General features: G+C 60.0%; 9 protein-coding genes. 1 reads left to right on the top strand and 8 read right to left on the bottom strand.

Annotation, left to right across the window (positions count from 1 at the left end):
- Nucleotides 1-56: 56 nt before the first annotated feature.
- Nucleotides 57-1,397 (top strand): hemolysin family protein, encoded by a 1,341-nt coding sequence (locus PSH88_RS00400; RefSeq protein ID WP_305424450.1) that lies wholly within the window; start codon nucleotides 57-59, stop codon nucleotides 1,395-1,397.
- Nucleotides 1,398-1,512: 115 nt separating this feature from the next.
- Here PSH88_RS00400 and PSH88_RS00395 read toward each other — a convergent pair whose 3' ends face one another.
- The 8 genes from PSH88_RS00395 to PSH88_RS00360 all read right to left on the bottom strand — a co-directional run bounded on the left by PSH88_RS00395 (nucleotide 1,513) and on the right by PSH88_RS00360 (nucleotide 12,346).
- On the bottom strand, nucleotides 1,513-2,409 hold the full coding sequence (locus PSH88_RS00395) for a peptidoglycan DD-metalloendopeptidase family protein (RefSeq protein ID WP_305424449.1): 897 nt from the start codon (nucleotides 2,407-2,409) through the stop codon (nucleotides 1,513-1,515).
- Between the two features lie 209 nt (nucleotides 2,410-2,618).
- On the bottom strand, nucleotides 2,619-3,569 hold the full coding sequence (locus PSH88_RS00390; protein ID WP_305424448.1) for a response regulator: 951 nt from the start codon (nucleotides 3,567-3,569) through the stop codon (nucleotides 2,619-2,621).
- 165 nt (nucleotides 3,570-3,734) lie between these two features.
- Nucleotides 3,735-4,496, bottom strand: coding sequence for a phosphate signaling complex protein PhoU (gene phoU / locus PSH88_RS00385; RefSeq protein WP_007896483.1), 762 nt, complete (start codon nucleotides 4,494-4,496; stop codon nucleotides 3,735-3,737).
- A gap of 71 nt (nucleotides 4,497-4,567) precedes the next feature.
- Entirely contained in the window at nucleotides 4,568-5,401 is an 834-nt protein-coding gene (gene pstB / locus PSH88_RS00380) for a phosphate ABC transporter ATP-binding protein PstB (protein WP_305424447.1), read from the bottom strand.
- Nucleotides 5,402-5,608: 207 nt separating this feature from the next.
- Nucleotides 5,609-7,279: a phosphate ABC transporter permease PstA gene (pstA, locus tag PSH88_RS00375; RefSeq protein WP_305424446.1), complete on the bottom strand. Its 1,671-nt coding sequence runs from the start codon at nucleotides 7,277-7,279 to the stop codon at nucleotides 5,609-5,611.
- A gap of 15 nt (nucleotides 7,280-7,294) precedes the next feature.
- Nucleotides 7,295-9,328 carry an ABC transporter permease subunit gene (locus PSH88_RS00370; protein ID WP_305427079.1) on the bottom strand — a complete coding sequence of 678 codons (2,034 nt, stop codon included), beginning with the start codon at nucleotides 9,326-9,328 and terminating at the stop codon, nucleotides 7,295-7,297.
- Nucleotides 9,329-9,815: 487 nt separating this feature from the next.
- Nucleotides 9,816-10,814, bottom strand: a complete 999-nt coding sequence (locus PSH88_RS00365; RefSeq protein WP_305424445.1) for a phosphate ABC transporter substrate-binding protein PstS — start codon at nucleotides 10,812-10,814, stop codon at nucleotides 9,816-9,818.
- A 233-nt stretch (nucleotides 10,815-11,047) separates the two neighbouring features.
- A complete protein-coding gene (locus tag PSH88_RS00360; protein ID WP_305424444.1) occupies nucleotides 11,048-12,346 on the bottom strand; it encodes an MFS transporter in 1,299 nt (432 codons plus the stop codon).
- Nucleotides 12,347-12,710 lie beyond the last annotated feature (364 nt).

The raw sequence follows: 12,710 nt of genomic DNA, 5'->3' as shown, positions 1-12,710 counted from the left end.
CTTCAGGCGCACTTTTTTCTTACCATTCGAATACACGGAACCCGCAAAACTCCATCATGGACCCTTCCCCTGGCTTGACCCTCGCAACAATATTCGCCGACTTCGGCATGATTCTTTTTGCTCTGATCCTGGTTTTGCTCAACGGCTTTTTCGTTGCGGCGGAATTTGCCATGGTCAAATTGCGCTCGACCCGGGTCGAAGCCATCGCAGAGCAGCACGGCTGGCGCGGGCACATCCTGCGTACCGTGCACAGTCAGCTCGATGCTTACCTGTCGGCGTGCCAATTGGGTATCACCCTCGCCTCTCTCGGCCTGGGCTGGGTCGGCGAGCCGGCGTTCGCGCACCTGCTGGCACCCGTGCTGACTGCCGTGGGCGTCGATTCCGCCGAAGTGGTCAAAGGCGTGTCGTTCTTCACGGCGTTCTTCATCATTTCGTACCTGCACATCGTGGTCGGCGAACTGGCCCCGAAATCCTGGGCTATCCGCAAACCCGAGCTGCTGTCGCTGTGGACGGCCGTGCCGCTGTACCTGTTCTACTGGGCCATGTACCCGGCCATCTATCTGCTCAACGCCAGCGCCAACCAGATCCTGCGCATCGCCGGACAAGGTGAACCCGGCCCGCATCACGAACACCATTACAGCCGTGAAGAATTGAAACTGATCCTGCACTCCAGCCGTGGCCAGGACCCGAGCGACCAAGGCATGCGTGTTTTGGCCTCGGCGGTGGAAATGGGCGAGCTGGAAGTGGTCGACTGGGCCAACTCCCGGGAAGACCTGGTGACGCTGGAGTTCAACGCACCGCTCAAGGAAATTCTGGCGATGTTCCGTCGCCACAAGTTCAGCCGCTACCCGGTGTACGACAGCGAGCGCCAGGAGTTCGTCGGTCTGCTGCACATCAAGGATTTGCTGCTGGAGCTGGCGGCCCTGGATCACATTCCCGAGTCGTTCAACCTTGCCGAATTGACCCGCCCCCTGGAGCGCGTATCGCGGCACATGCCGCTGTCGCAGTTGCTGGAACAGTTCCGCAAGGGCGGCTCGCATTTCGCCCTGGTCGAGGAAGCCGACGGCAACATCATCGGCTACCTGACCATGGAAGACGTGCTGGAAGTGCTGGTGGGCGACATTCAGGACGAACACCGCAAGGCTGAACGCGGGATCCTCGCGTATCAGCCGGGCAAGCTGCTGGTACGGGGCGATACGCCGCTGTTCAAGGTTGAACGCCTGCTGGGCATCGATCTGGACCACATCGAGGCCGAAACCCTTGCCGGGCTGGTCTACGAAACCCTGAAACGGGTGCCGGAAGAGGAAGAAGTGCTGGAAGTCGAAGGCTTGCGGATCATCATCAAGAAGATGAAAGGGCCGAAGATCATTTTGGCCAAGGTGTTGATGCTGGATTGATAGGCTGATCCGGATCCGCGTCGATCCCTTCGCGGGGCAAGCCCGCTCCCACAAGGACTTGCGCAGGACCTGTGGGAGCGGGCTTGCCCGCGATGGCGTTGGGTCAGCCAACCCATTACTTCTTGCCCAACGCAAAGTTGGGCAACGCCCCCACCGGCTGATTGAACTGGTAAGGAATCGACACCAACCCCAAGCCTGTATTGCGCTGCACCACGAAGTGCAGGTGCGGGCCGCTGCTGTTGCCGGTGTTGCCCGACAGCGCCAGCGCGCTGCCCACCACCACTCGCTGACCTTCCCGTACGCTGACCGAACCTTTCTTGAGGTGCAGGTACACGCCCATGGTCCCGTCATCGTGCAACACCCGCACGAAATTGCCCGACGGATCGTTGCCGCGCCCGGTTTGTCTATTCTCGGTTTTAACGACCATCCCGCCGCGCGCCGCGATGATCGGCGTGCCTTCGGGCATGGCGATGTCCATCGCATAACGGTTCTTCGGCCCATAGTGGCTGTATTGGCCATTGGCGCCCTGACTCAGGCGAAACGGCCCACCACGCCAGGGCAACGGATATCGATAGGCCATGGCGGCCCCTGCAGGGTCGCCCAGGGAGTATTCGAACCTTGGGGTATACGCCAGCGGCCTTCCGGCCTTCGTCGCCTTGAGCAGTGCCAGACGAAGGTTACTGCGTGCCGGCATCACCCGGCGGATCGGTCGGCTCGGTGCACCACTGACGTTATTCAGCCCGGAAAAACTCAGCTCGATCTCGACTGGCGCATACAGATCGTTGCGCACGAACACACTGTCCATGCCCTTCTGCCTCTTGATATCGAGGTACACCTGCCGCTCAAGACGCTCGACCATCCGGTCCCGAAAAACGAACACCTTCGCGCCTTTGGTGGGGCGGTCGCTGTAAGAGACCACGCCACTGGCGTCGGTGGACCGGTAGATCGTCATGGCCACAGCCGAGGTGGAGGCCATGAACAGACCACAGAAAAACAGCAGGCGCGCGAACATGGGCAAGATTCTGTCGAGTAAGGCCTGGGAAGGAGCCTAGCAGCTGAAATGGACCAGCGTAGTCGGCAGATGTTTCAAAATGGGCGGTTCAGAAGATGTGCGGTGATTTCGATGGCCTCTTCGCGGGCAAGCCTCACTCCTACAGGTAAACAGTGAACCTGTGGGAGCGAGGCTTGCCCGCGAAGGCGTACGAGAAGGCGACGCCGGGCTTACGCGCCGGGTACGAAATGCTTCTGCGCGGTGCCACGGGCGATCAGGCGGGAGATGTAGTCGAGCTTCTGCGCATCCTGGTCGACGAAGCGGAAGGTCAGCTGCAGCCACTCGCTGTCGGGCTTCGGCTCGTGGGCGACGATGGCGTGCAGGTAGCCGTTGAGACGGGCGATTTCGGCGTTGTCGCCCTGCTCCAGGTCGAGCACGGCGCTGTCGAGGACTTGCGGCAAGGTGTCGGTGCGTTTCACCACCAGCAGCGCTTCCTTAATGCTCAAGGCCTTGATCACGCATTGCTGGGTGCCGCTCGGCAGGCGCAGTTGGCCTTGGCCACGACCGCCAGCGGGTGCCGCGGAGGCTGCAGGCGCCTTGACCGGCGGGCTGTTGAGCAGGCCACGAGACGGTGCGGCGGCCGGGGCTGGTGCAGCGGCGACAGGTTTGGCGAACGGGTTGACCGGTGCCGCCGATGGCGCGGCGACAGCAGCCTTGCCACCGGTCAATGCGCTCAGGGAGTCGTTGCCGAATGCCGAGTTCATTTTGGTCGGCGCACTGTTCATCAAGGTGTCGAGCTTGCCGACCTTGTTCAGCGCCTGTTTGACTTTGGTCAGCAGCTGTTCATTGGTGAACGGTTTGCTGACGTAGCCGGAAACCCCGGCCTGAATCGCCTGGACGACGTTCTCTTTGTCGCCACGGCTGGTGACCATCACGAACGGCATGGTCTTGAGGTTGTCTTGCTCGCGGCACCAGGTCAGCAGTTCCAGACCGGACATTTCCGGCATTTCCCAGTCGCACAGAACCAGGTCGAACGCTTCTTTGGCCAGCATGGCCTGGGCCTTTTTACCGTTGACTGCATCTTCGGTCCGGATCCCCGGGAAGTAGTTGCGCAGGCACTTCTTCACCAGGTCACGAATGAACGACGCATCGTCCACGACCAACACACTGATCTTGCTCATCCAACACCCCTTTAAAAATCCCGGCAAGCATAACGCTGGCTGATGGCACTTTGCCAAAACTCTTCAGTCACGCCGGGACTTTTCGTTCGCGGGTGCTGCTTTTCCATTCAAAAGCTCCAAACGAAAACGCCCGACCAAAGGGCCGGGCGCTTTTCTTGGGCAATCTTACTTATCGTCAGCTTTGCCCGGAACATTAGCGGTTTCGGCACTTGTGCCTTCAACTTCTTCTTTCATGCGCTTGAGGCCCAGGTGACGCACGTCGGTGCCGCGCACCAGGTAAATCACCAGTTCCGAGATGTTGCGTGCGTGGTCGCCGATCCGCTCCAGGGAACGCAGCACCCAGATAATGCTCAAGACCCGCGAGATAGAGCGCGGGTCTTCCATCATGTAGGTGGCCAGCTCACGCAGGGCGGTCTTGTATTCGCGGTCGATGATCTTGTCGTACTGCGCCACCGACAACGCCAGGTCGGCGTCGAAGCGGGCAAACGCATCCAGGGCATCGCGAACCATGTTGCGCACCTGGTCGCCGATGTGGCGAACCTCGACGTAACCGCGCGGCGCTTCGCCTTCTTCGCACAACTGAATGGCGCGACGGGCGATCTTGGTGGCCTCGTCGCCGATACGCTCGAGGTCGATCACCGACTTGGAGATGCTGATGATCAGACGCAAGTCCGATGCCGCCGGTTGGCGACGGGCCAGAATGCGCAGGCATTCTTCGTCGATGTTGCGCTCCATCTGATTGATCTGGTCGTCGATCTCGCGCACTTGCTGGGCCAGGCCCGAATCGGCCTCGATCAGCGCGGTGACCGCGTCGTTGACCTGCTTCTCGACCAGCCCGCCCATGGCCAGGAGGTGGCTGCGAACTTCCTCCAGCTCAGCGTTGAACTGCGCGGAGATGTGATGGGTAAGGCCTTCTTTACTAATCATGTTGGCGTCCTTGGAGCGTCCGGTAAGGTGCGGTGGACCGCAGCGTCAGTTCAGTGAGCAACAACAGCTTCCTAGCCGTAACGACCGGTGATGTAGTCTTCGGTCTGCTTCTTCGCCGGATTGGTGAACAGAGTGTCGGTGTCGCCGAATTCCACCAGTTTGCCCATGTACATGAACGCCGTGTAGTCGGAAACCCGCGCGGCCTGTTGCATGTTGTGGGTCACGATCACAATGGTGAACTTGGATTTCAGTTCGTAGATCAGCTCTTCGACTTTCAGCGTGGAGATCGGGTCGAGTGCCGAGCACGGCTCGTCGAGCAGCAGTACTTCCGGCTCCACGGCGATGGTGCGGGCAATCACCAGACGTTGCTGCTGACCGCCAGACAGGCCGAGTGCCGACTCGTGCAGACGATCCTTGACCTCATCCCACAGCGCCGCGCCTTTCAACGCCCACTCGACGGCTTCGTCGAGGACGCGCTTCTTGTTGATGCCCTGGATGCGCAAACCGTAAACCACGTTTTCGTAAATGGTTTTCGGGAACGGGTTAGGCTTCTGGAACACCATGCCGACCCGGCGACGCAGCTCGGCCACGTCCTCGCCCTTGCGGTAGATGTTGTTGCCATAGAGGTTGATTGCGCCGTCGACGCGGCAGCCATCCACCAGGTCGTTCATGCGGTTGAAAGTGCGCAGCAGCGTGGACTTGCCGCAGCCGGACGGGCCGATGAAGGCGGTCACACGCTGTTTCGGGATGTTCATGCTGACATCGAACAGCGCTTGTTTGTCGCCGTAGAACAGGCTCAGGCCCGGCACTTCGATGGCCACGGTTTCCTGCTCGAGGCTCAGGCTCTGTTTGTCGCGGCCCAGGGCCGACATGTTGATGCCGTGAGTGTGTGCTTCGTGCTGCATGGGAGGCTCCCCTGTGCTAACAAATTCGGTTCGTTGAACCGCTGGCTTGATGTTCGGGCCAGCGGCTTACTCAAAATCTCTGTCTGACGCCGGTCCCTGTGGGAGCTGGCTTGCCTGCGATGGCATCACTGCGGTGTTACTGACAGACCGCGTCGTCTGCATCGCAGGCAAGCCAGCTCCCACAAGGGGCCACGCCGACTTATAAAGTTAACTATCCAGCGCTTTGTATTTCTCGCGCAGATGGTTACGGATATAAACGGCCGACAGGTTCAATGTCGCGATCACCAGCACCAGCAGTAATGCAGTGGCGTACACCAGCGGCCTCGCGGCTTCGACGTTCGGGCTCTGGAAGCCAACGTCATAAATGTGGAAGCCCAAGTGCATGATCTTCTGGTCCAGGTGCAGGTACGGGTAGTTGCCATCCAGCGGCAGCGACGGCGCCAGTTTCACCACACCCACCAGCATCAACGGCGCCACTTCACCGGCGGCACGGGCCACGGCGAGGATCATGCCGGTCATCATCGCCGGGCTGGCCATCGGCAGCACGATTTTCCACAAGGTTTCGGCTTTGGTCGCGCCAAGGGCCAGCGAGCCTTCGCGAACAGTGCGAGGAATCCGCGCCAGGCCTTCTTCGGTGGCCACGATCACCACTGGCACGGCCAGCAGCGCCAGTGTCAGCGAGGCCCAGAGCAGGCCCGGCGTACCGAAGGTCGGTGCCGGCAGTGCTTCAGGGAAGAACAACCGGTCGACTGAACCGCCGAGTACGTAGACGAAGAAGCCCAGACCAAACACGCCGTAAACGATGGCCGGAACACCCGCCAGATTGTTCACCGCGATGCGGATCAAGCGAGTCATGGTGTTCTGCCGCGCATATTCACGCAGGTAGACTGCCGCCAGCACGCCGAACGGAGTCACGATCATCGCCATGATCAGGGTCATCATCACGGTGCCGAAAATCGCCGGGAAAATCCCGCCTTCGGTGTTGGCTTCACGGGGGTCATCGCTGAGGAATTCCCAGACCTTACTGAAGTAGAAGCCGATCTTGGTGAGCGTGCCCATGCCATTCGGCTGGTAGGCGTGAACCACTTTGCCGATGCCGATTTCGACTTCTTTACCGTTAGCATCGCGAGCGGTCAGGCTGTCGCGGTTGAACTGCGCATGCAGGTCGTTCAAACGCGCTTCGATTTCCTGATAACGGGCGTTCAGCTCGGCGCGCTCGGACTCAAGGTCCGCTTGCGCGGCAGCGTCGAGACGGCCGTCCAGCTCCAGTTTGCGACCGTGCAGACGGATGCGTTCGAGACCGGCGTTGATCGCACCGATATCGACCTTTTCCAGGGTCTTGAGCTGCGCGGCGAGCTGGTTGACGCGAGCAACACGGGCCTGCAACTCAGGCCATGCGGCCTCGCCTTCAGCGATGACCTTGCCATCCTGTTTGACGTTGACCAGGTAGCCGTAGAAGTTGCCCCACTCGCGACGCTCGATGGCCATCAGCTCTGGCGGGGTCTTCTGGTTGGTCAGCCACTCACCGACGATCCAGGTGAAGTCGTTGCCGTTCAGATCACGGTTGCCGACCTTGATCAGCTCGCGGGTCATGAACTCCGGGCCTTGGTCGGGCACCGGCAGGCCAGCGCTTTTCAGGCGCTCGCGGGGCACTTCTTCCTTCTGCACCACTTCGCCGATGACCAGGTGATTGGCCTGGCCCGGCACGTCATAACTGGCGTGGATCAGGTCCGCCGGCCAGAAGTGACCCAGACCGCGCACGGCAATCACCGCCAGCAGGCCAATGGTCATGATGACCGCAATGGACACCGCGCCACCGCTGATCCAGACGCCGGGGGCGCCGCTCTTGAACCATCCATTCAGGGAGTTCTGTTTCACAGACTTCTACCTTTCTTAAAGCGACGAGTATTTCTTGCGCAGACGCTGACGAATCAGTTCCGCGAGGGTGTTCATGACGAAGGTGAACAACAGCAGCACCAGCGCCGAGAGGAACAGCACGCGGTAGTGGCTGCCGCCGACTTCCGATTCGGGCATTTCCACCGCGACGTTGGCTGCCAATGTGCGCAGGCCTTCGAACAGGTTCATTTCCATGACCGGGGTGTTACCGGTGGCCATCAGCACGATCATGGTTTCACCGACCGCACGGCCCATGCCGATCATCAGCGCCGAGAAAATGCCCGGGCTGGCGGTGAGGATCACCACCCGCGTCATGGTCTGCCACGGCGTGGCACCGAGAGCCAGAGAGCCCAGGGTCAGGCCGCGAGGCACACTGAACACGGCATCTTCGGCAATGGAGTAGATGTTCGGAATCACCGCGAAGCCCATGGCCAAGCCGACCACCAGGGCGTTGCGCTGGTCGTAGGTGATGCCCAGGTCGTGGGAGATCCACATGCGCATGTCACCGCCGAAGAACCAGGTTTCCATGTACGGGCTCATGTACAGCGACAGCCAGCCCACAAACATGATCACCGGAATCAGGATCGCGCTTTCCCAGCCATCCGGCACTTTCAGGCGAATGGACTCAGGCAGGCGACTGAAGGTGAAACCGGCGACCAGGATGCCAATCGGCATCAACAGCAGCAGACTGAAAATCCCCGGCAGATGCCCTTCCACATACGGCGCCAGGAACAGGCCGGCGAAGAAGCCGAGGATCACCGTCGGCATCGCTTCCATCAGCTCGATCACCGGTTTGACCTTGCGACGCATGCCCGGAGCCATGAAGTACGCGGTGTAGATCGCAGCGGCGACGGCCAGTGGCGCGGCCAGCAGCATGGCGTAGAACGCAGCTTTCAGGGTACCGAAGGTCAGCGGCGAGAGGCTCAGCTTGGGTTCGAAGTCGGTGTTGGCGGCGGTCGATTGCCAGACGTATTTAGGCTCGTCGTAGTTCTCGTACCAGACCTTGCTCCACAACGCGCTCCACGAGACTTCCGGATGCGGGTTGTCGAGCAGCAGAGGTTGCAGCTTGCCACCTTGCTCCACGATCACGCGGTTAGCCCGTGGCGACAGGCCGAACAGGCCTTGGCCGTCGACGACCTGGTCCACCAGCAAAGTGCGGTGAGCGGTGCTGTGGAACACGCCGAGCTTGCCGGACGCATCAAGAGCGACGAAGCCTTTACGGCGCTCTTCGGCAGTGATTTCAACGATCGGCGTCGTACCCATCTGGAAGGTACGGATCTGCTTGAGGCGTTGTTCGCCATCCTGATCGCGAGCCATGAACCACTGGGCGAGACCGCCCTTGGAATCACCAACGATCAGCGAGATACCACCCAGCAATTGTGTACTGGCGGTCACTTCGGCATTGCCATCTTCGAGCAACTTGTAGCGACCGTTGAGGCTCTTGTCGCGCAAGCTGAACACGTCGGCCTGGGCGCGACCATTGACCACGTACAACCATTGCTGACGCGGGTCGACGAAGATGTTCTTCACCGGCTCGGTCATTTGCGGCAGGTCGATGCGCTTCTGCTCGTTGGTGACTTCGCCGGTCATCATGTTTTCTTCGCTGGTCAGCGAGATGACATGCAGTTGCGCACCGCTGGAGCCGGCCAGCAGCAGGGTCGAATCGGTAGCGTTGAGGCTGACGTGCTCCAGCGCACCACCGGTCTCGTTCAGCGCGATTGGCGTTTCGCCGTATGGGTATTCAATGGCTGGCGAGATGGTTTTCTTGCCATCCGGGTAGCTGACTTTATAGGTGTGACGGAACACCAGAGCCTGACCGTTGGACAAGCCCACCGCGACCAGTGGCTGACCTGGCTGGTCTTCGCCGATAGCGGTTACGCTGCTGCCCGCCGGGATTGGCAGATCAACGCGGCGCAGTTCGGCGCCGGTGTCGATATCAAAGAACAGCGCCTGGCCCTTGTCGGAAACCCGCATGGCGACCTGGTTCTGTTCTTCGAGGGAGATCATCAGCGGCTTGCCGGCGTCTTGCATCCAGGCGGGCGTGATGGCGTCTTTGGCAGTCAGATCGGCACCCTGGAACAGCGGCGCGACAACATAACCGAGGAAGAAGAAGATCAGGGTGATCGCGCCGAGGACGGCGAGGCCGCCGACGAGGACGTACCAGCGGGTCAGGCGATCTTTCAGCGCACGAATACGGCGCTTGCGGTGCAGCTCAGGCGTATTGAAGTCAATTCGCTTGGGGGGATTTGTAGTCATGGTGGAGTTGGCCAGATCATTCATTCGCACACCCTAGCGATCCTGTATGACAGAAAGATGACAATGCAGTGACGCAACAAATCCACCGCCTGTGGGAACTGGCAGTGGATCGGAAATTTGGGGGCCGGTATTTACCGGCATTTGTAGGGGCGAAGCTTGCCCGCGAAGGGGTCGTTACATTCAACATCAATGTGGACTGACCCACCGCTTTCGCGGGCAAGCCTTGCTCCTACAGGTCCGGGCTTAGCCCGGGCCTAGGGTTTTACTTTTTTGCGACGTTACCGCCTTCCGACAGACCCAGATCAGCCAGTGCTTTTGCAGCAACCTTGGCTGGCAGTGGGATGTAGCCGTCTTTCACGACCACTTCCTGACCCTGTTTGGACAGAACCAGTTTCACGAACTCGGCTTCCAGCGGGGCCAGAGGCTTGTTCGGGGCCTTGTTGACGTAAACGTAGAGGAAACGCGACAGCGGATACTTGCCGTTCAGGGCGTTTTCTTCGGTGTCTTCAACGAACTCGGTGCTGCCTTTCTTGGCCAGGGCCACGGTCTTCACGCTGGCGGTCTTGTAGCCGATGCCCGAGTAACCGACGCCGTTCAGCGAGGAGCTGATCGACTGCACAACCGAAGCCGAACCCGGTTGTTCGTTGACGTTTGGCTTGAAGTCGCCTTTGCACAGGGCTTCTTCCTTGAAGTAGCCGTAGGTGCCGGATACCGAGTTACGACCGAACAGCTGAACCGGCTTGTTGGCCAGGTCGCCGGTCACACCCAGGTCGCCCCAGGTTTTCACGTCGGTTTTAGCGCCACACAGACGCGTCGAGGAGAAGATAGCGTCGACCTGTTCCATGGTCAGGTGCTGGATCGGGTTGTCTTTGTGTACGAAGACAGCCAGGGCGTCTACGGCAACCGGGATAGCGGTTGGCTTGTAGCCGTACTTGGTTTCGAAGGCTTGCAGCTCGTTGTCCTTCATCTTGCGGCTCATCGGGCCCAGGTTAGCGGTGCCTTCAGTCAGCGCAGGTGGCGCGGTAGAAGAACCGGCGGCCTGAATCTGGATGTTTACGTTCGGGTATTCTTTTTTGTAGTTCTCAGCCCACAGGGTCATGAGGTTCGCCAGGGTATCGGAGCCGACGCTGGACAGGTTGCCCGACACACCAGTGGTCTTGGTGTAGCTCGGGATAGCAGGGTCAACAGCGGCAACCGCGTTGGCAGTCGCAACGCCAGCAGCGACAAAAGTCATTGCCGCCATCAAACGCTTCAGTTTCATGCCTTACTCCTAGCAGATAGGTGTGTTAAGTCGGGGCCAAGTATCAGCAGGCCGTGTGAACACTCTATGGCTGAAATATGACAATTGGATGAAAGGCCAGCATCTAGCGATAGATCGTTCCCACGCTCTGCGTGGGAATGCATCTCGGGACGCTCTGCGTCCCATTCAAAAGCGGACGCAGAGCGTCCATGGCGGCATTCCCACGCAGAGCGTGGGAACGATCGGTTACAAGGTTAGCGACCCTTCTTCCAGAGATACCCACCCACGACAATCCCGACCCCACAAATAATCGCCACGTAATAGGCCGGCCCCATCGGGCTTTCCTTGAGCAGCAGGGTGACGACCATCGGTGTCAGGCCACCGAAAATCGCGTAAGCCAGGTTGTAGGAAAACGACAACCCGCTGAACCGCACCACCGCCGGGAAGGCTTTGACCATCACATACGGCACCGCACCGATGGTCCCGACCAGCAGACCGGTCAGGGCATACATCGGGAACAGCCAGTCGGGATGGTTGAACAGGCTGTGATAGAACGTCCACGAACTGATCAGCAGCGCGGCGCTACCGAACACGAACACCCGGCCTGCGCCGAAGCGGTCAGCCAATACACCGGAGGCCACACAGCCCAGGCTCAGGAACACGATGGCCAGGCTGTTGGCCTGCAACGCGGTAGTCGGCGCGAAGTGGTAAACGGTCTGCAACACGGTCGGGGTCATCAGAATGACGACGATAATGCCGGCGGACAGCAGCCAGGTCAGCAGCATGGAAATCAGAATCGCACCGCGATGGTCGCGCAACACGGCGCGCAGCGGCACTTCTTCGGCCAGGGCCTTGCGCAATTGCAGCTCGGCGAACACCGGGGTTTCGTGGAGCCAGCGGCGCAGGTAGACCGAGAACAGGCCAAACACACCGCCCAGCAGGAACGGGATCCGCCAGGCGTAATCCGAGACCTCAACGGGTGTGTAAATGCTGTTGATCGCGGTGGCGACCAATGAGCCCAAAAGAATACCGGCGGTCAGACCGCAGGTCAGCGTGCCGCAGGCATAACCGATGTGCCGCTGCGGCACGTGTTCGGAAACGAATACCCAGGCCCCTGGCACTTCCCCGCCAATCGCCGCGCCCTGGATCACCCGCATCAGTAGCAACAGGATCGGCGCCCACATACCTATCTGCGCATAAGTCGGCAGCAAGCCCATGATCAGGGTTGGCACGGCCATCATGAAAATGCTCAAGGTGAACATCTTCTTGCGCCCCAGCAGATCACCGAAGTGTGCCATGACGATGCCGCCCAGCGGCCGCGCCAGATAGCCAGCGGCGAAGATGCCGAACGTTTGCATCAGTCGCAGCCACTCGGGCATGTCTGCGGGGAAGAACAGTTTGCCGACCACCGTGGCGAAGAACACAAAGATGATGAAGTCGTAAAACTCCAGCGCGCCGCCCAGGGCAGACAGCGATAGCGTCTTGTAGTCGTTACGGGTCAGCGGACGTGCGGAATGGGTGGGCTGCGCGATGCTCGAGGGCGCTGTGGTCATGGCAAGGGCTTCTCTTATAGTCGGATCTGCAACCTCAACAACGCTGGCAGAGGCTTGGGCAGGTTCGGCACGATAGCAAATTGTTCGAAAAAGCACATAGAGGCGCGTATTTGACGGTCAAAATGAGAACCGGACGGTCGTCTCGGAGTCTACCGATCGATATACTCGCAACATTGCAACGGCTTGTAAGGGGTTGCTGTGCGAAACCGTCGTTGGCACCTGTCAGCCGATTTCGCAGAGTTTCCCTTTAGGCGCCTTACGAAAAACGTGACGAACGTAGTATGTTCGGGGCTGAATCGTTTTTCCGAGACGGCTATCCACCCGCTACAACTATGAAGAGTCACGGGTCAGAGGCACCCCCGGC

Origin of the sequence: Pseudomonas wuhanensis, assembly GCF_030687395.1 — a bacterium.
GTDB classification, from domain to species: Bacteria; Pseudomonadota; Gammaproteobacteria; order Pseudomonadales; family Pseudomonadaceae; genus Aquipseudomonas; species Aquipseudomonas wuhanensis.
The sequence above is the reverse complement of the archived record's forward strand: the minus strand, read 5'-3'. Positions and strand labels throughout refer to the sequence as shown.

Bases quoted from the DNA above. Each gene is read 5' to 3' on its own strand.
- PSH88_RS00395 (WP_305424449.1), bottom strand. From the start codon at position 2,409: ATGTTCGCGCGCCTGCTGTTTTTCTGTGGTCTGTTCATGGCCTCCACC.
- PSH88_RS00400 (WP_305424450.1), top strand. From the start codon at position 57: ATGGACCCTTCCCCTGGCTTGACCCTCGCAACAATATTCGCCGACTTC.
- phoU (WP_007896483.1), bottom strand. From the start codon at position 4,496: ATGATTAGTAAAGAAGGCCTTACCCATCACATCTCCGCGCAGTTCAAC.
- PSH88_RS00390 (WP_305424448.1), bottom strand. From the start codon at position 3,569: ATGAGCAAGATCAGTGTGTTGGTCGTGGACGATGCGTCGTTCATTCGT.
- PSH88_RS00365 (WP_305424445.1), bottom strand. From the start codon at position 10,814: ATGAAACTGAAGCGTTTGATGGCGGCAATGACTTTTGTCGCTGCTGGC.
- PSH88_RS00370 (WP_305427079.1), bottom strand. From the start codon at position 9,328: ATGCAAGACGCCGGCAAGCCGCTGATGATCTCCCTCGAAGAACAGAAC.
- PSH88_RS00360 (WP_305424444.1), bottom strand. From the start codon at position 12,346: ATGACCACAGCGCCCTCGAGCATCGCGCAGCCCACCCATTCCGCACGT.
- pstB (WP_305424447.1), bottom strand. From the start codon at position 5,401: ATGCAGCACGAAGCACACACTCACGGCATCAACATGTCGGCCCTGGGC.